The 17,439-nt window shown below is 61.8% G+C and carries 24 protein-coding genes and 1 pseudogene; 5 read left to right on the forward strand and 20 right to left on the reverse strand.

The annotated features are described in order from the left end of the window. The 11 genes and pseudogenes from EV691_RS18055 to EV691_RS18105 form a co-directional block, all read right to left on the reverse strand. Nucleotides 1-665 (reverse strand): annotated as a pseudogene (locus tag EV691_RS18055) (hypothetical protein); the annotation flags it as partial. 60 nt (nt 666-725) lie between these two features. Continuing rightward, the gene (locus EV691_RS18060) at nt 726-3,404 is read right to left on the reverse strand and encodes a host specificity factor TipJ family phage tail protein (RefSeq protein ID WP_207390222.1); all 2,679 of its coding nucleotides are present in this window, start codon (nt 3,402-3,404) and stop codon (nt 726-728) included. After that, complete coding sequence (locus EV691_RS18065) at nt 3,394-3,798, reverse strand: hypothetical protein (protein WP_242672577.1); 405 nt, start codon at nt 3,796-3,798, stop codon at nt 3,394-3,396. The genes EV691_RS18060 and EV691_RS18065 overlap by 11 nt, the downstream gene beginning before the upstream one ends. Further along, nucleotides 3,791-4,282 (reverse strand): BRO family protein, encoded by a 492-nt coding sequence (locus tag EV691_RS18070; RefSeq protein ID WP_131299086.1) that lies wholly within the window; start codon nt 4,280-4,282, stop codon nt 3,791-3,793. The genes EV691_RS18065 and EV691_RS18070 overlap by 8 nt, the downstream gene beginning before the upstream one ends. A 173-nt stretch (nt 4,283-4,455) precedes the next feature. Next, entirely contained in the window at nt 4,456-4,941 is a 486-nt protein-coding gene (locus EV691_RS18075; protein ID WP_131299085.1) for a DUF1833 family protein, read from the reverse strand. Then, a complete protein-coding gene (locus EV691_RS18080) occupies nt 4,938-5,393 on the reverse strand; it encodes a hypothetical protein (RefSeq protein ID WP_131299084.1) in 456 nt (151 codons plus the stop codon). The genes EV691_RS18075 and EV691_RS18080 overlap by 4 nt, the downstream gene beginning before the upstream one ends. Next, complete coding sequence (locus EV691_RS18085; protein WP_131299083.1) at nt 5,394-8,057, reverse strand: phage tail tape measure protein; 2,664 nt, start codon at nt 8,055-8,057, stop codon at nt 5,394-5,396. A 62-nt stretch (nt 8,058-8,119) separates the two neighbouring features. Further along, nucleotides 8,120-8,431 carry a hypothetical protein gene (locus EV691_RS18090; RefSeq protein ID WP_131299082.1) on the reverse strand — a complete coding sequence of 104 codons (312 nt, stop codon included), beginning with the start codon at nt 8,429-8,431 and terminating at the stop codon, nt 8,120-8,122. A 190-nt stretch (nt 8,432-8,621) separates the two neighbouring features. Continuing rightward, entirely contained in the window at nt 8,622-9,350 is a 729-nt protein-coding gene (locus EV691_RS23965; protein ID WP_242672576.1) for a Rha family transcriptional regulator, read from the reverse strand. Next, nucleotides 9,347-10,330 (reverse strand): BRO-N domain-containing protein, encoded by a 984-nt coding sequence (locus EV691_RS18100; protein ID WP_242672575.1) that lies wholly within the window; start codon nt 10,328-10,330, stop codon nt 9,347-9,349. Before EV691_RS18100 ends, EV691_RS23965 begins: the two co-directional genes overlap by 4 nt. Then, a complete protein-coding gene (locus EV691_RS18105) occupies nt 10,302-10,589 on the reverse strand; it encodes an Arc family DNA-binding protein (protein WP_131299081.1) in 288 nt (95 codons plus the stop codon). The genes EV691_RS18100 and EV691_RS18105 overlap by 29 nt, the downstream gene beginning before the upstream one ends. Between EV691_RS18105 and EV691_RS18110 the strand changes: the two genes are divergently transcribed. The 5 genes from EV691_RS18110 (at nt 10,588) to EV691_RS18130 (ending at nt 13,356) form a co-directional block, all read left to right on the forward strand. After that, nucleotides 10,588-10,944: an Arc family DNA-binding protein gene (locus EV691_RS18110; protein WP_165496572.1), complete on the forward strand. Its 357-nt coding sequence runs from the start codon at nt 10,588-10,590 to the stop codon at nt 10,942-10,944. The genes EV691_RS18105 and EV691_RS18110 overlap by 2 nt on opposite strands. A 27-nt stretch (nt 10,945-10,971) precedes the next feature. After that, entirely contained in the window at nt 10,972-12,006 is a 1,035-nt protein-coding gene (locus EV691_RS18115; RefSeq protein ID WP_131299079.1) for a VRR-NUC domain-containing protein, read from the forward strand. 62 nt (nt 12,007-12,068) lie between these two features. Further along, nucleotides 12,069-12,287: a hypothetical protein gene (locus EV691_RS18120; RefSeq protein ID WP_131299078.1), complete on the forward strand. Its 219-nt coding sequence runs from the start codon at nt 12,069-12,071 to the stop codon at nt 12,285-12,287. Between the two features lie 413 nt (nt 12,288-12,700). Continuing rightward, entirely contained in the window at nt 12,701-13,042 is a 342-nt protein-coding gene (locus EV691_RS18125; protein WP_131299077.1) for a type II toxin-antitoxin system RelE/ParE family toxin, read from the forward strand. An 11-nt stretch (nt 13,043-13,053) separates the two neighbouring features. Continuing rightward, on the forward strand, nt 13,054-13,356 hold the full coding sequence (locus EV691_RS18130) for an XRE family transcriptional regulator (protein ID WP_131299076.1): 303 nt from the start codon (nt 13,054-13,056) through the stop codon (nt 13,354-13,356). Between the two features lie 52 nt (nt 13,357-13,408). Here EV691_RS18130 and EV691_RS18135 read toward each other — a convergent pair whose 3' ends face one another. From EV691_RS18135 to EV691_RS18175, 9 genes are all read right to left on the reverse strand, one after another. Further along, nucleotides 13,409-13,678: a DUF1799 domain-containing protein gene (locus tag EV691_RS18135; RefSeq protein ID WP_131299075.1), complete on the reverse strand. Its 270-nt coding sequence runs from the start codon at nt 13,676-13,678 to the stop codon at nt 13,409-13,411. A 47-nt stretch (nt 13,679-13,725) separates the two neighbouring features. Next, nucleotides 13,726-14,040 carry a phage tail assembly chaperone gene (locus EV691_RS18140; RefSeq protein ID WP_131299074.1) on the reverse strand — a complete coding sequence of 105 codons (315 nt, stop codon included), beginning with the start codon at nt 14,038-14,040 and terminating at the stop codon, nt 13,726-13,728. A gap of 12 nt (nt 14,041-14,052) precedes the next feature. Next, nucleotides 14,053-14,700, reverse strand: coding sequence for a phage tail protein (locus tag EV691_RS18145; protein WP_131299073.1), 648 nt, complete (start codon nt 14,698-14,700; stop codon nt 14,053-14,055). Nucleotides 14,701-14,781: 81 nt separating this feature from the next. Continuing rightward, nucleotides 14,782-15,279, reverse strand: coding sequence for a KilA-N domain-containing protein (locus tag EV691_RS18150; RefSeq protein WP_131299072.1), 498 nt, complete (start codon nt 15,277-15,279; stop codon nt 14,782-14,784). A gap of 186 nt (nt 15,280-15,465) precedes the next feature. Further along, a complete protein-coding gene (locus EV691_RS18155; protein ID WP_131299071.1) occupies nt 15,466-15,663 on the reverse strand; it encodes a hypothetical protein in 198 nt (65 codons plus the stop codon). Between the two features lie 73 nt (nt 15,664-15,736). Next, nucleotides 15,737-16,147, reverse strand: a complete 411-nt coding sequence (locus EV691_RS18160; protein ID WP_131299070.1) for a DUF4128 domain-containing protein — start codon at nt 16,145-16,147, stop codon at nt 15,737-15,739. Then, nucleotides 16,144-16,716, reverse strand: a complete 573-nt coding sequence (locus EV691_RS18165; RefSeq protein WP_131299069.1) for a hypothetical protein — start codon at nt 16,714-16,716, stop codon at nt 16,144-16,146. Before EV691_RS18165 ends, EV691_RS18160 begins: the two co-directional genes overlap by 4 nt. 2 nt (nt 16,717-16,718) lie before the next feature. Further along, nucleotides 16,719-17,069, reverse strand: a complete 351-nt coding sequence (locus EV691_RS18170) for a hypothetical protein (RefSeq protein WP_131299068.1) — start codon at nt 17,067-17,069, stop codon at nt 16,719-16,721. 1 nt (nt 17,070) lies between these two features. Beyond that, on the reverse strand, nt 17,071-17,439 hold the full coding sequence (locus tag EV691_RS18175; protein WP_131299067.1) for a hypothetical protein: 369 nt from the start codon (nt 17,437-17,439) through the stop codon (nt 17,071-17,073).

Here is a 17,439-nt window from a genome sequence, read left to right on the forward strand (position 1 = left end):
AGGCGCAACAGGTACTGCATGGAGCCTGGGTATGTGATCGGTGCGCGTGTTACGCCGTCCGGCCCGGGGATAACGTCAGGCGACGTGATGTCGTAACCGCCCGTCACGCTGTCGCCCTGGCAGACGATAGTGACGGGAAGCTGGTCGATCCGCATGCGCTTGTACGCGGCCCGCAGATTCTCGGCGTTTCGGCGTGCGTACTGGTCTGCGCGCAGGGCGGCGAGTTCAGCGGCGACGGTACTGGCCGCGCCGGTGATATCGAGCGCGCCGACCATGGCGGCCCCCGCCGCCTCGCTCAGGTCCTGCCGCAGCACGGCATCACCCATTGCGACTAGAAACGGCGCGTCGGTCGCCCAGGTGCCGGTCAGCGTGTACGGCAGCTCGGTTGCCGCGGCAGCACGGTAATACTCGCCGGAGTAGCGGACGATCTGGTTGCGCGCGGTCAGCGTCAGTGCTGCGGCGTAGTCGCCGAGGAACTGGTAGCCGGACGCGAGCAGGAATGCCTGAAAGTCGGCCTCCATCCCCGCCCACGACTTGCGCGAAACGCCGAGCCGATCCGGGTAGGACTGCGCCGGCCCATTGACCAGCTTGTCCAGGTTTCCAGCATTGTCGAACAGGTCACGCGGGTCATTACTGCCGATCGCGTTGCCAGTGTTATAGGCCATGAAAATCTCCGGGCATGAAAAAGCCCGCTCAGTGGCGGGCTCGAGAATCGATGTTTTCGGCTAGGCCGGTGTGGCGTCGTCGTATGTGTAGATGCGCGGGTCGTACCCGACCGCCTCGACAGATGCGCCGTCGCCGGACGGGCTGATCGATGTGACCAGCACCGGGTAGCTCCAGCGGGTAACGGGGCCGAACAGCAGGTGCGGCGGCTCGATGCTCCAGCTCGTGTCCGGCGTGAAATCCAGCTCCGGAACAGTCAGCCGGTAGTCGTCGACGCTGGTTGCGGTATACGGGCCGGAGAGCGTTCCGTCGGGCCGGCGCAGGGCGACGACGTGCGAGCCGTCGCCCCACGTCAGAGGCTCCGAGGACTCCAGCAGATAGCCGCCGCTGACCGTCTCGACACTCATCAGTAGCGCGCTCTGGCCGTAGCCAGGCACGTCGTCGCCGACAGCGCAGTAGCTCATGTAGCCAGAGTTCCAGGCGTCAAGCTCAGTGCCCCAGCTGTACTGCGTGCGGCGGTATTTCTGCTCCATCCTGCGGCGCATGCCGATCCGCCATGCTCTGGTGCGATCGGTCACGCCCTCGAGCTTCATCTTCTCGACGCGCCGGCCGATGTCGCCTGGGAGGCGGCACTCGACCGTCTCGACCTGCCACGTCACGCCATCCGTGTACTCCACGTCCACGCCGTCAAAATCATCAGGCTGCGGCGCGCTGAACTGCCTGGACAGACCCTCGGTCATGTTCTGCGGCGTGTACATGTGCTCGAAAACAGAGCGCGGCTCATCGCGGGCCGGACGGATCAGGCCTCGATTTATGGTCAGCTCGGCGAAGCCAGCGGCTAGCGCGTCATTGAGCGTCTCTTTGACAGTGCTTGAGGCATCGACAATGGCGTCGAAATGGTCGCCGCGGTCCTGCCAGATGAGGTCGAGCCGGTCCAGTTCGTCGAAGTCGATATCGGCATCGGTATAGCCGATGGATTTTGCAACGTACGCGACCCATGGAGCGATCCCGCGCGTCGGCGTTTCGATATCCCAGGCGCCGCCGTTTCGCACGGGCAGCACACGGGTTGCGATCACCGATACCAGCTGCTCGGACTGCGATGCCAGCCTGTGTCCGCCGCGCAGGCGCAGAGCGATCGTCGTCGCACCGGCGTAGCTTGTCGGCCCCTGCAGTTTCGAGCGCAGCGAGTACCACTGCACAGTGTCCTGAGTATTGGGGTCGGTGCTCTTTGCCCCGATCCTGCGGATGCGGACCTCCGGGCGCATGGCCGCCGGTAGCGTCAGTTCCTCGGTAAAACCCATCTGGTCGAGCGTCTTCGCCGAGTAGGTTTTCGTGACGCTTGTCCATGCGCCGGCCGTGGCCATGTCCCTGTACTGCAGCTCGACAGTCACATCCTTGAATCGCAGCGAGCCTTTGCTGCTGATGCGAATCAGGCCGCCGGGGAAGAACACGTCCCACTCCAGCTGATTCGTCGTCTCGCCGGCCGGGCAGGCGGCGAACGGGCCGGCCCAGTCTCCCTCCTGCGTCGAGGCGTCCAGCGAGATGAGCGCATCGTAGCTGGTCAGCGGATCGAATCCCGGCCAGGTCGACGGATCGGTGCCGCCGGTGTCGGTCAGGCGCTCGACGCTGATAGCCGTAGTGCTCGCCGCTGTGAGCCTGTACCGCAGTCCGGCATAGCCGATTCCCATCAGCCGCGAGCCAGTCAGCAGGTCCAGCACCGGCGAGCCGTCTGGGTAGTTCAGCGTGATCTGATCCGGGCTTCCTGGCGTGTAGGACTCGATCTCGTACAGGCCCGCATTGTCGCCAACGATCTCGATCTGCATGCCGACGAAGGGCTGGAGCTGGTCGAAGTCGGCCTCGATGATGTCGCGCGATGCCCCGCCATCAATGACGGTGTAGGGATACTCGGCCTCGATTCGAGCGATCATTCCGGCCGCCCAGCCGTCCGGGAACTCTCCGGCACCGGCCGGAATGGTGATCGTGTCGCCGCTGAACAGATAGGCAGTTGCGGTCGGCACGGGCTCCACCTCGTAAGTGGCCCGCAGCTCAAGGCCGGCCGTGCCGCTCGACGTGCTGCCGACCTCGGTCGCAGAGTGCCACCACGTCGACACGGGATTTCCGCTCAGATCGGCGCCCGGCTGATAGATCGTGTACTCGGCATCCTCGCCAAGCGAGATGATCGGGGTATCGCCCACCTGGACTTCACTCGGCTCGATCTGGTACTTGCCCTTGCCGATGCACAGCATCAGGTCAACCCACTGGGCTTTCGGGTCGGTCGCGTCGAAGTAGCGCCTGGGCGGAAGCAGGTAGTCCGGGTAGACCTTGCGCCGGCCCGCGACCTCGCGGATCGGGGTGTTGATCTTGACTTGGTTGCCCTTGGCGTTCGCCTCGCCCAGCTTGTCGCCCTGCCCTGCGCTCTTGGGCAGCTTGGGCATTTTGGGCATGAACAGGCCCGTGACGAATTTCACCGCGGCCTGCAGCGTCACGGCAGCGATGACCAGCTCGCCGCCGGCCGGCTCGATGTAGATCGAAACCTTATCCTCGGGGCGGAAGCGGAACTCCCCCCAGCAGGCGTGCGGCACGCGGCAGCCGTTGACGCTGATGCTGACCGGCGGTGCCTCGCGAGCCTCGAAGCTCGGCACCTTGGCGCGCAGCCACTGCTCCAACGTCATGCGCTCGGCGGTCTGGTGGACCTCAAGCGGCCCGCCGGCCAATTTCGACGGGTAGATTTCAATCGGCATTGGGCTTGTCTCGGTAGTAGATGACGCGCAGGTAGCGGCGCTCGAAGTCGGTGATGCGGAGCCAGCGGCAGCCTGTGCGCTGGTTCGTCTCGAGCACGGCGAGCCGGCCCTCGGCCTCGATCACCACGCCGACGTGAATGCAGAGCTGCCCGCGGAACACGGCGGCGATGGCCCCCGGATCCGGCGCGCACTGCTCCATCAGATCGGCCTGCAACTGGTAATCCCGCTGAGCGCCCGGGCTGGCCTTCTCGTGCCGCCCGTACTCCGGCAGCAGCGGCAAGCCGTAGACCTCGTGGCGCACCGCCCGGGCGAGCCCCCAGCAATTCAGCGCGTCCGGCCCCATTGCGCCGTCTCGGTAGGGCGTTGCCAGGTATCGATCGATCCAGCTACTCAAGGGCGAGTACCAGCTGCCGGCGCTCGCTCCAATAGTTGAGGCTGGCCTGCAGCGGCGCCTTGATCTGCTTCCAGCGGCTCAGGCCCTTGCCGCACTCGCTGGCGGCCTCCTGGCTTTGCATCAGTTCATCGCGCGCCCGCCGGTACTGCTGCATGACGTACTCGCCGCCCTTGTGCAGGGCGTCCAGGATGTCGAGCACCCAGCGACGGAACTCCTTGGCCGCCTTGGTGCGGGCGAACATGGCCAAAAGGTGGGCGCCGCGCAGGGAGAAGATGCGGGTCTTCTGCATGCCGCCGGCGGACGGCAGATCGATCACCGCCGTCATCGAATCGGTGAACTCGTCGGCGTTGCGCTCATAGAGCTGCTGGACCTTGTAGGGATTGGCGTAGCCAAGGGCTGCCCCAATCTGGGGCAGCCTTGCCCACAGCTCGCCGTCGCGGGTGATCATCTCAATATGGCAGTCGCCGAAAGTCAGTTCGCGCATCAAGTAGTCCTCGCTCACCGGGAAATAAGGTGCGCGGTCGGGCGGGTGGATGAGCGAACACCCGCATTCAGGAGCGACCCTAGACCGCGCAAAACAAAAAGCCCCGGCGGTTGCCGAGGCCAAGAAATGGAAAACCCCGCTCGATGGCGGGGTCTGGTTTGCTTGCTCTCGCGTTACAGGTAGCGCAGGCCCGGGGCGAACTGGAGCGTGTAGAGGTCACGCGGCCAGCCGACGCCGATCAGGTCGAAATAGCCGGCCTGGATCTGCACCTGCGTCCCGGTGATCGTCCCACCCATCACGGTCATGCGCAGAGGAGGCTCTGCCGGTGCGCTCAGATCGCTGGACAGGTAGGTCCGATAGATCAGCGTCACCCGCTCCTCGGCCTCCAGCGCGGCGTCGATCTTGGCCTGGGCCTCGCCGGAGACGTTGTCGATGGCGAAGGTCAGCGTCTGCGACCCGCTGCTGCCCTTCTTCGGCAGTGCCACGTCGATGCCGGCGGCGATAAAGGCCAGCGTGCGCGCGTCCTCGGTCGTGCACACCTGGTCCTCGAACCCCGCACAGATCAGGATCGGCTCGGCCCAGGCCGCGCAGGTCAGCTCGATGGTCGGGATGATCACCTCGGGCCCGCCGGATGCGTAAACTCTGGCGAGGATAGTCATTGCAGCCACTCCTGATTGAGCGCTCGGTCGAAGATGTCGGCGTAGCGAATGAAGTCTGGCGCGATGGTGATCCAGCCTGGCGGCAGGATCGGCCGCTCGAGCAGCTCCAGCTCAGCCGTGAACCGCCACAGGCTGACGCCGACCAGCGTCGGGCCGCGGTAGATGTCGGTGAAGCGGCAGGCGAAGTTCTGCAGGCCGCCCATAGGCGTCTTGAGTGGCATTTCGAACCACTCGGAGCCCGATACAAGCACCTCCTCGAACCATGCCTCGAACATGCGCGCCTGCAGGTCCGTCATCAGCCACTGGACCGAGGCGACAGTCGGAACAGACGTAAACCTGCGCCGCTGCCTGGCCCTGCCGCTCTGCAGATCCGAGCGGACCATCGGCGATATGGCTTGATAGCCGAACGAGTCGCGCAGCGGGATCGGCAGGTAGTCTGGATACTCGATCATTTATCGCCCCTGTCTCTGCATGCCATACGAGCGCTCCATCACCGTCCCGAGTCTCGAATCACCGGCAGCGATGCCGCCAACGAGCCTGTCCTCGACGGCCCTGATGACAACCTCAAGCTCTCCGCTCCGGTTCCGCTGAGTCTCCACCCGGCTGTTGCTGTAGTTGTTCACCACGACGTTCATCCCGCCTGCACCCTGCTGCTGCCCGCTCAGGTACTGCTTCAGGTCTTGGTTCGTGCGGCTATCCACGACGCGCTCCCCCTTGTCGAGCAGCCAGGTGCCCTCGCGCGGCACAGAGTCGATGCCGTCGTGGGCCATGCCAGCGACTGAGGCGATATCTGCCGCAAAGGTGGCTGCCGATGCCGCGGCCGTCGCGGCAGCAGCCGGAGCGGCGAACGGACCGACAATCGGGGTTGCGGCCATTGAGGTGAAGGCGTTCAGTGCCGCCATGCTCACCTGAGCGGTCGCCCAGCGGATCAGCATCTGCAGGGCGGTACCCACGAAAGCCTTTTGCAGATCCTGGAAGGAAAGCTTTCCGGTGGTGACGAAGCCGAACAGCGCTTCCTCCATTCCACCGAATGCGGTGGCGAATAGCTGCTCGCTCTGCGCTGCGACTGACGTCTGCTCGTCAAGGTAGTTCTGCCAAGCACTGCTGAGCCCATTCGTCCAATCGGCCTCAGCCTCTTTCTTGCGCTGAGCCCCCTCTTGGATGATGGCAATCTCCTGCTCCTCGGCGGCCCGAAGAGCGTCTATTCGCGTCTTGAACTGATCTTCGGGCAGGCCGTTGGCGGTGCCCTGTTGACGGGCCAGTTCCTCGCGGCTCTTGGCGTACTCCCGCTGAATGGCGTTGACCTGCTCCAGCTCCTGCCTGGCACGGTCGCCCAGGCCAACGCCCTGAACGGCGATGTCGACTGCGTTCTGGCGGTTACCGACGCGCTCCTGCAGCGTGGCCATCCATTGGGCCTGCTCGGCCAGCCTGTCCCTGGCCTTGATCTGCTCCTCAAGGGCGGCATTTTCGGCAAGCTGGGCGGTGATTGCACCCTGGTTGGCCAGCAGGCTCTTCTGGTCTGCAGTGAGGATCTTTTTCTCTTTCAGGTCGGCCAGTTGCTGCGCCCACTCGACCTGGGCGCGCTGGGCTGCGGTCAGCTTGTCGTTTCCGGCTAGCTGGGCCTGCAGGCTGGCTTCCTGCTCGCGCAGTTGCTGGAGCATGCGGGTGGCGGCGTCGTCGGTGAAGGCGCGCTGGCGGCGCGGAGCAGGATCACTGAACTGCTTTTCCGCAGCCTCTCGAAGCTGTCGGATCTGCGCCTCCGAGTAGATGACGCCAGTCTCGGCGGCAGCCTTCACTTGCTCGTCGATTTCCCTATAGCGCTGCTTTAGCTTGTCGGCATTGCTGGCTGATCGATCAAGCGCGGCGTTCAGTTTCTGCTGGGAATCAACCGAATCCCTGTTGATACCTGCCAGCTCTCCTTGCCATGCAGCTTCGGTGTCGCGCTGCTCCTTCAGTAGCAAAAGCCTAGTGCGCTCTTGCTCTAGGCCTGACATGGTTTCCGATGCGCCTCTTGAGGCCTGCATCCCGGTGCGGGATTGGGCGGTCTTGATGCGCTCCTCAACAGCGGCCAACTGCTCTTCAAGCGTGTCCGGCCGCCCAACATTAAGCATGGCATCCCATGCCTCGGCGGCAGCGCTGGTGACTGATCGCCATCCGCGCTGGAGTAGACCGAGACTGCCCTCTACCTGGGCTGCTCGCTGCTGGACCGCCGCGGCGTAGGTGTCGGTCGCCAGCTTGGCCGCCTCAGTGGTGCGGCCTTGTTCTTCCAGGGCGCGGATCTGCTCGTAGACGCTACCGGTCAGGAAGTTGTACTGCTCGTTGAGCGTGGCCGCTGCCTTGGATGGCTCGTCCGCCAACTTGGCGAACTCCTTGACGGTTTCCGATACGGCCCGCCCGGTAGCGCGCTCCATGTCGATGGCCGATTGGGCGATCAGCTGAATCTGGTCGGAGGCGAACTTTCCGGTAGCGGCGACCTCGGTAAGCGCTGCGGCCGCCTGCCGCTGCGTGCCGCCCATCTCATCCATGGCCTGAGCCATGTTGGCCAGCTGATCTGCGCTGGTGCCGGCCGCATTGCCGGTCATGGCCAAAGCCTGCTGGTAGGCCTGCGCCTCGTTCTGCCCTTGCTGGTAGGCCAGAAGCAGCGCGCCAAGGGTTGCCGCCACGCCACCAAAGGCGAGATTCAGCGGTCCCAGCGTGGAGACAACAGCCCGAGCAGCGTTGCCGATTCCGCCAAACGAATCGCGGACCTGCCCGCCCTGCTGAATTGCAACCATCCAGATTGGCATGCCGCTTGCTATGCTGACAGCCACGTCAGTGAGCTGCATGGGCAGCATCCGCATTGCCTGCTCATACTGTCCGGCGGATAGTCCGGCACGCTGCATGATGTCGGCCTGCCGCCGGGATGCCGCAGATACTCGGTCAAGGCCGCCAGCAGCCGCAGCCGCCGCAGCACCTGCCCGGCCGGCGCTCTCTCCGACTGAGCGCATGGAGTCCCGCACGTCACCAGCGGCAGACTCCGCGCGACCTCCTGCCTGAGCCAAGTCGTTGAGCGCCGACTCAGCCCTAGCCACATCACGCGTGTTGATCTCGATGGACAGGCTAGCGATGTCGACCATTGGTTTCCTCCGGGCATGAAAAAGCCCGCTCAGCGGCGGGCTTCTGTTGTTGCTTGTACGCCTTACTTCTTCAGGCGCGAATTCACTTCGGCAAACTGGCAGTCGAGTGTCGCGCTTGCCCCTATGTTCACAGTGACGCCTGCTGCGACTGCGAACGGCTGGAACCCTGTATAGCCACCCATCCTGTTTTTCGCGTTGACCTCGCCGCAAACGGTCGTTATGCCGTCCACGCGATAGACCTGCTCATTGCGGAACTGCGCCGAATCCCCATCGTACAGCTTGCGCTTCAGCTCGCTCCTGGCCTTGCTAATGTCGCCATCCGTGCAGCCGCACAGCGCAGCAGCAAGCATGCTGATGGTTATGATCTTGCGCATGGTTCCCTCCCCAGTCGAAAGCCGGGAGAGTACCAAACCGCCAGCACAAAAGCCCAGCGCTAGGCTGGGCCCTTGATCATCCCCGCTCACGCGGGGAACAGGCAACGAAATCACCAACTTTGTCCTGCACATCCGGTTCATCCCCGCTCACGCGGGGAACACACTTCGGTGGCCGTCCTTGGCCGGTGGATTAAGCCACCTGCGGCCCAGGCTCGTCGAGCCCAAGAACCCCAAGAACGTCTCTATTCCACAGGATCTGATAACCTGCATGCCCGCGCCGCTCGAACGGCATTGCCTCAGCCCACCTACGGCCGGCCTCGGTTAGCTCCCAGTCGCCACGATCATTCTTGAGTTGCAGGCCTGCTCCGGCCAGAGCAAGGTTTGCGGCCTTGCCAGACATCCCTACCAGTTTTCCGAGGGCTGTGGCATTCAGGTCGCATACCGGATCGTTCTTGGCCGGAAGCGCCTTGCGGGCCTCCGTTACATCAAGCCCGGTATTCACCTCGATCATGCCCAGGGTGCAAGCCATGGCAATGCCCGGCTTTATGCCCGGAACCTGCTTGATGGCCTCGCCGATAAGCAGTAGAGCCGAGACAGTATCTTGCATGTCTGCAGCGATCGCAGGCACATGATCTGGAACCTTCTGCTCAAGCTCATGGATGCGGCGGATGACCTTATGGCGAAGTGGGATGCTGTAGCCGGTCACCAGCGTCTCGGTCAGCTCGCGGTCAAGATGGAACTGTTTCGTGTAGCCGCGCGCGTCTTTGTCCTCGCCGACATGGCTCAAATCTGAGCCATCTTTTTCCAAAGCATCCAGCATTTCGCGTATGTCGCGAAGGACGTTCTTATGCTCCTTCCCGGTCAGCTTAGCGATCTCGCGGGAAGACATGGTTACAGGCTTGGTCATCAGCGCGCTCATGCTGCCACCCCACGACTCTCGGAATACCGATTCAGCCCAAGGCGGCGCTGCACGGCGTCGAACTCAGTGGCCAGCTTCTTGAGCTTGATGACGCCTGTGTAGCCGTCCAGGAAGTGGCCGATCATATCGCTTCCGATACGGCTGCCGAGGCCGCCCAGGTGCACGTGCAGATTGGATCGCTTGAAGATTTCGTAGAGGCGCTCGAAATGGTGCGCCACGAACCAGACGTCGTAGAGCTGCATATCAGTCAGCAGGTGGCCAGATTCAGGCTCCTTGCCCATCCACTCACCCTCGATGGCATAGGCGGCGATGAAGTTGCAAGCGTCTGCCAGTTGGTCGGCCGGGATGAGCGATGTCTTCTGCACGTTGAATCGGGTGCGAAGGCGGCTTTTCATCGTGTGCTTGAAGCTGCGCTGCAGGGCCGGGTCAATCCGGGATCCCTTCTGCTCAATCACCCGATCAAGGACGATCTCGCCCGTGCTGCCGATGACATCACCAACCAAGGTCGTCATGGTGCCTTTGGCGTCCTCATAGCGGCCATGCTTGCGGATGGCCGGGAGGACCTCGGCAGTGACCCACTTGCGGAATGCATGCGGCTTGCTGCCCTTCTTCACTGCGTCGCGGCAGCGAAGGATCAAGGTGTACAGGCCAGATTCGTTGACGATATTGGCCTCTCCCTGACGACCTATGTTGAACATAGACCGTTCATCGTCATCCAGGGCCTGCAAGGCCTGCGTGGTGTTTGCCACATCAATGATGCGGCATACATCGGATGCCACGAACCACGGATCGCCATTGATCGGGATGGCGCGGACGCTCTCCCCGCGAAAGTCAAAGGGGATGATCTGGGTTGCTGCTGTGCTATTCTTGCTCATGACGTTCATTTCCTGTGCGGTTTTGACGTTGTCTTCCGAAGCCCCGGCGTCTCGTACACGCTGGGGCTTTTTCATTTCAGGCCGCTGCCTGCTTGCTTTGCTCATCGCTCTCCACCGACTGCTTAAGCCTGAAGATCACCTCTGCCGTACGGCTTCGGCAGTTTGCTTTTGCCTTCTCATCAAGGATTTCCAGCAGCTCCTCTGGGATCCTCATGTTTACCTGCGGGTCTTTTCTACTCATTGCGCCTCCAAATGCATCACCGTGATGCAGCAAAATCCTATAACCGTGATGCATTGCTGTCAATAGCACGGTGATGCATGCTTTTGTAAACCGAAATCGCCTGTCATTTGGATAGATGTCCATGAGCCGCACTGACCCTCAGTTCAATCTCCGCATCCCGCAGTTCCTGCGGGATCGGGTCACGGCAGCTGCTCAGGCAAACAAGCGATCGGCGACTGCCGAGATCCTTGCTCGCCTGGAAGAAAGCTTCCACCTCGAGGATCTATCCAAAATTAGCGAAATGAATCAGGAAGACCTTGAAGTGATTGAAGCCATGAAGGCCGGCGATGAGCCCGAAAAGCTCTATACCGCCGACGACATTAAGCAGGCGATTACGCAGGTCTTTCAGCGGTTAGAGACAACCGGGCGCGAAAAAGGCAAACGACCAACTTGGAACGGACACGGGCCAAAGCCAGCGAAGCGTTACCGCCAGGAATAATCCACCAGATATTGCCAAGGACCGGTCATGTCCCTGCTTGAGCGTTTCATGGGGCTACTCTCACGCAGCCCGATAGCCGTAACAGGCGCCACGCCTAACCAAGATCACGACCGCCCAAGGGTAAAACAGACATCCACAGACCTAAGCGATCCGAAATTTCTGCTGACTACAGAAGATAAGTTCGCGATTCGAATGGCCATAGTGAGGGACGGGGTAGAGTCAATTGAGAACGTGACCAAAGGCGAGAAGCTTCTCTACCTACGTGACACCATGCAATTTTTTGGAGAGAACGAGCTATATCTGAGATCGCTTTTTTCTCCAGATTCTGTGCCCAGAAAGCCTATCAATCCATTCTCCCCCGAGGCATACGCTCCAGTCTCTGAGCTTCCTTGCCCATCAAGCGGATGGCCTATCAAGGAAGAAAAGATTTCCATACCACTTGAAGGATCTCCAGAGCAGGTTGCCCTAACCCTGCTGTCACAGAACGGTTGGACCGGAATCCATTCGGAAGGGCAGACAATCCGGTGCATCTTTCGGGCCCTGCTTCTTCCATACCTTATAGAGCATAACCCCTATAAGGCAGTCGACCCTCTCAGCACCCCCTTATGCCATGCGATTCATTACTTGATCCCCATGACGGCTGCCGGCCTTGATCGAATGCTTGCCAATAGCAAGGAGGTCCCTCGTGCTCCCATTGAGGAAATGCATCGACTCATCGATTACAGGCTTTCTCTTCCGTCCTGCGTGATTCAAGGTGACTTTGACATCGTCGCCAAGTCGCATGGCGAAGTGTGGCCAAAAACTCCCCATTCAGGTCTTCATATCGATCAATACCTGTCAGCTATCCCAGGAGAGTTCTGGCATTCGCTTCTTGAAATTTATGCCAGACAAGACGGCAGCCTTAGCAATGGATGGCCAGACCTTGAAATTACCAATGGGAAAGAGGTCATGCTTGTCGAAGTCAAAGTCAAAGATCGGCTAACTCCGCATCAGCGGCTTACTATTCCTGTGCTCATGGCGCTTGGCCTAAAGTGCCGGATCGTTAGACTGATCAAGACCTAATCCGCCCGCCCGCCCGGCCCCGCCTTGCCAGACCAAGGAATAACCCATCCAAAGGACTCGCTATGTCAATCAAGAGCCTGTCGAAAGCCCTCCCCAAAGACCCAGACAATCCCGGCTGGGTGCTCGGGTGGGCCGTGGTAAGGAATGCCCCCTGGAGCTTCATCGACATCTACGCGTCGAAAGAAGTGGCAGAGATCGAGGCTGCTCGTCTAGGAGAAGGCTATTCGGCCAAGTACGGATCGCACCGCCTTGGCAGCGACGACTTTGTCAGCTTTGGCTAGGCATGATGCTGGGGCGAATCTGTCATCTTCCCTAAACGCTGATGACTGATCGGCCTGAACGTGAACTCGAAATCTCCTGATGCTGCCTCGGCAGTGAGGCCAGGACGCCCGCTGTAGAACTTTCGGTAGCCAGGCCCCTCCATTGATACCCTGCCACGGAATGCTAGCCGATCGATCTCTATGCCATCTTCAAATATGGATATCTCTGCTTGCTTGCCGCCGCTTTCCAAGCCAAGGGAATGGATTGTCAGCTCATACCAACAGTCTTGATTCATGCTTTCACCTACCTGACTCTCGGTTGAAATCTACCCGGCCCCGCCTTGCGCGGGGCTACGCCAAAACGCCATGGCCAAAACCCATCGCTAGGCCATGCGCAAGCTTGCCGTGTGCATCATTTTTGATACACTGCCTGCATGGCAGACAATCCCATCATCCTTGGCGTCAAATTCTTCCGCACTGAAGCGGGAAACGAGCCCGTCCGCGAATGGCTGGCTGACCTGCCCAAGGAGTCGCGCCGGTTGATCGGCATGGACATCAAGACCGTTCAACTCGGCTGGCCCATTGGTATGCCGGTAGTCCGCAAGCTAGAACCTGGGCTATGGGAGGTCAGGACCGACCTTGGCGACACCATCGCCAGGGTGATCTTCACATTGGTCGATACCGAAATGGTGCTTCTGCACGGCTTCATCAAGAAAAGCCAGAAAACCCCTCCAGGCGACCTGAAGACCGCCAAACAGCGCAAATCAAGGTTATGAGGTGACCGCACATGAACAATCACATCGGCTCAGACTTCGATGACTTCCTGTCAGAACAAGGCCTTCTTGAGGAGGTTTCCGCTGCCGCCCTCAAGCGCGTCATCGCCTGGCAACTGTCCGAAGCCATGAAGGCCCAGAAAGTGACCAAAAAGGCTCTCGCAGCCCGCATGCACACCAGCCGCGCCGCAGTTGACCGCGCGCTCGATCAAGGCGACGCCAGCATGACCCTGGCGACCCTGGCCAATGCCGCCAGGGCGCTCGGACAGCGTGTCGAGGTTCGCCTGGTTCCCGAAGCAGAAGCCGCTCACGCCTGACCAAGTACAGCCCCGGCCCAGCGCCGGGGGCTATCCATCGAGGCCCCGCCCCCTACTTCGCCTGCTCCCGCATCACCCTCAGCGCCTCGGCCTCCATGATCCGCACCGCGGCGAACACGTCCTGCCGGGCGCGCTTCTTCACGCCCTGCAGGCGCATGACCGGCTCCAGCGCGGAGTAGTCCAGTCCCACAGGCCCGGACATGCCGACGCGCCACTGGGTGTCCATGTCCAGAAACACGCTCAGGGCCGGCCAGTTGTCGGGCCACACCGCAAACTCGGCTTCCCCTGCAAAGTCCTCCCTGGAGAAGCCGAAGGCGGCCAGTTCCTTTTCACTAGGGCCGCCCTCGTAGAGCCTGCGTGCGGCCTCGGCTAGTTTCCCCGGCGGGCCTGAATCAGCTCGTCAACGTAGCGCGCGACGATGGCCGGCGCGGCGCCGCAGTAGTTCTGCACCAGGAGTTCGACGGACCCCTTACCAAACGGGTCGTCCAGCTCCCAGCCGGCGAGCACGTCCAGCAGAGAATCGACGTCGCTGCGGCCGGACGATCCCTCCAGCCACTTCGCCATCTCGTCCCGGGTGCGGTGCTTGAACTCGAACTCCACCTGCACGGCCTCGCCGCCGTGCACCGGAATACTGACCTTCGCCTTGAAGGTCGGTGCGGGGACCAGCTTGAATTTCACAGCCATGGGTAGAGCTCCTTAGGCGCTGTAGCGAGTCGGCTCGGCCTGTAGGGCCAGACTGATGGTGCGAGTCAGAACATTCCCGCGGGCCACGGTCGGCTGTCGCGAGAACGAAGTGAAGGCCCCATAGAAGATGGTGTCGTTGCCAGGCAGATTCAGGCGCGCAGCCTGTACCTGCTTACCATCGTCTGCCGCCCGCAGGACAGGCACATAAGCCTGGCTCGGATCGTCAGCCACGGTCAGTGTCATGAGGGCAGCCGAGCGCTCTGTGGGGACCTGGCGACCTTGGCGGTCCTCAAGGAACACAACGTCGATGTATTGCTGTTCATCGCCAGAAAAATCCAGGCCGGTGATTTGTGGGACCTGCACCCAAGTCTCGACCTTCTTCATGCTCCCAGCGCCTGAGCCGGCCGGATAGATGCTGGTATTGGTGGTGTCGATATCCTCCAGAGTAACGGTGGTGACATCCGCAGCCTTGACGCGCACTACGCGACCATTCAGGGCGCTCCACGCGGACTCGAGTAGGACGATATCGCCAGCCGCGAGCGTACCGCTGGCGATAGTTGCGACCGCCTCTGCAGCGTTGCTGATAGCGCTGAAGGCGATGGGGCTACCGTAGGTGGCGGCGTGTTGGAATGTGCCGCCGTCAGGGAGCTTGTATCCCATGAATGTCTCCTATGCCGCCTCGGCGGCGTTTCGTGGGCAATAAAAAACCCGCCGGAGCGGGTGTTTGGGTGTTCTGTGTGGTCAGGCGGCATCAAAGCCGAGCGTCAGCTGTAGCTGGTGACGCCAGTGGTCGACTTCGTGCTCGAGGCCCGGCTTGCGCCATCGCCACTTGGCTAGTTCCTTGGCATTAAGGCTGGCCATCGACTGGCCATCGGAAAGTGCTTTGCAGGCCCGGTCGAATTGCTGCTTCTCGGTCAGCTCGCCGCGCAGCAATGCGTCGATGTGCAGGTCCGCCCACACGGCGAAGTCAGGCGAAATCCAGCGGGCTAACGCCACAGCGAGCTTCGGATGCAGCCAGGTGCCGCCGCTGCGGCCGCGCTGGGCACGAATCAAATCCCTCGAATCTGAGGTATTTAAATGGCGAGCCAGCGCGGCGATGTAAGCCTCTGTCTCTTTGTTGCGCAGCCAGTTATCAAGCCGCAGGCCGTGACCTGCCGCGATATCGGTTGCATTGATCCACCCGTCGCTGTTGAACCGCACCGGCTGGCCTTGGTAGTGAAACGGGATGACATTGCTCATGGCGTTACCTCGCCCATCAGTCGAATAGGAGCGCAGCCGGGCCGGCGGATGAGCGGACACCGGTTTTCGATTGGCCGATCTAGGCTGCGTTTTTGGTTGCCTTGCGGCGAAAAAGAAAACCCCGCTCAGGGCGGGGCTCAGAAAGACAAAAGCCCGCACAGGGCGGGCTCTTAGGGAAAATGTTGGCTAGAGGTCATCCCAGCTTTCGATGTCCTCATCCCAGCCGTCTTCATCTTCTGGCTCTAGTTCTACCAGGGTTTCCAAGACTTCGTCCTCGAACGAATAGTCGAGGCCATCATCTTCAAGCTTCCTCAGAGACTTGTCGGCCTCGCTATCAAGGAGGCCTTGATGTTCAAGATCGAACTTGTCTTCATCTGTCCACATGGTCGCTCCTATACAGCAGTGCTTATCCAACGGACACTCTGTATTGAGGCAAGGCAGTCGACGCAGAGTTCTATCAAGTGGCATCAGCCCGGTACCGGAACGACACCGGAATCATGTAGGTGACGTCGCCCGGAATTGCCGGCCCTTGGCTGCAGGGCGAGACGATCTGCACGGCGAAGGCGCCGGAGGTCAGGCGCAGGTTCTGGGGAAACTCGGCATCGATGTCGGCAGCCAACTGCTCGGCAGCGCCCGAGCCATTGCCGTTCGGCGCGACGATGCTGATCTGGAATACCCCGGTGTAGAGCCGGTGCGCTCCCTCCAGGTCCAGGCTGTCAGTATCGGCCGGCAGCAGGAAGGCGCGCAGGTAGACGCCCGTCGCCGGCGGCGTGAACGGCACGTTCTGCCAGGCCACAGGCAGCGATCGTGCAGCGGCCCAGGCAGCGAGACGCTGCTCGTAGAGGCTGCGGATCAGCTTCTGGCTCAACGGTCTAGCTCCTGAACGGCGCGATTGATGTCTTGCGGTGCATCAGCCATGGTGACGCGGACAACACCCCGTGGTGCCTGACTCGAATGGCCATACTCAAGCGGAATCGCATACGGGACGTTGTTTGTTATCCAGATTGAATTGATGCTGCTGTTGTAGGCAGCGATCACCGCAATGCCGGCCGCGAGCGTATCCCCTCCATTGGGATCAATGCGCCCAGTCTCTCCAGAGGCCGGCACGCCGAAGGTCACCTGCCAGTTGCCCCGGAAGCGTCCACCGACGTAGCCCTCAGGCGCTTTGATATCCATGCTGTCGTTGACTTTCAGGCCCGGCCTAAGCCGCCCAGCCTTCGTCAAATTCTCAGGATTTTTCCGCAGTTCGGCGTTGTAGCGGAACACCTCTTCGTTGTACTGCTTGGCAATCGAGTTAACAGCCCACAGATCGGGGTTCCCCACCGGCGAGCGGTAAATGATCTTGGTCAGGATGCCGATGCCCACATTCTTGACCACTTCATCCGCATTCCCTTTGGCCTTCTCGATGAAGGCGCGCAGGTCGAGTTCGAAGGACATGGTCAGGCCCTCAGTTGGACGCGCCAGGTGGCGTTTGCCGGATCGGTCTCAACGCGCACCGCCTGCATGCCGGCGATGGTGTCGCCCACGGCCGGCGCTCGCGTCACCTCGTTCTGTAGGACCGTCAGGCGCTTGTCAGTGGCCAAGATCAGCGTGCCGTCGACCTGGTCTAGCCGGTAGCCGGCGAACACGCCGCGGCCGCTGTAGGCGATCGGGGTGGCAGTCACCCCGCCGGTGGCCGGATCGTAGGCCGGCGGCCCCGGGTGCGACGCCGTGAAGGTGGTCACTGCATCGGCCAAATCGCCATCAAAGGCCTCGGCCAGATCGGCTTGAAGATCGTCACGCAGGCCCATATCAGCCCCTCACCAGCTTGATCTGCCCATAGGACAGGTACGGAGCCAGCAGGGCCATGGCGAAGGCCTCGCCCGCGGTCACGGCGCGCGCCCCGGCGACGTAGGTCTTGCTGCTGGACACCCCATCGGCCTCGACCGACTTGCTCAACACGCCGACCTCTGTCGCCGCATAGAGCTTGCCGGCCGCGGCCTCCCGGGCCACCTCGGCGCCGGCCTGCACCACCGCCGCCGGCACCTCGTCGAACTCCGGCAGCGGCTTGGCCGACAGCCAGGCGTTGGCCATCAGCACGGCGCGATCCTTGTCGCCAGTGCCTTCCCAGCCGGCGCCCAGCAGTTCGTCCACCTGCGAGACAGTGATGTAGTCGGTCAT

The sequence above is a fragment of the Azotobacter chroococcum genome, from assembly GCF_004339665.1.
Lineage (GTDB): Bacteria > Pseudomonadota > Gammaproteobacteria > Pseudomonadales > Pseudomonadaceae > Azotobacter > Azotobacter chroococcum.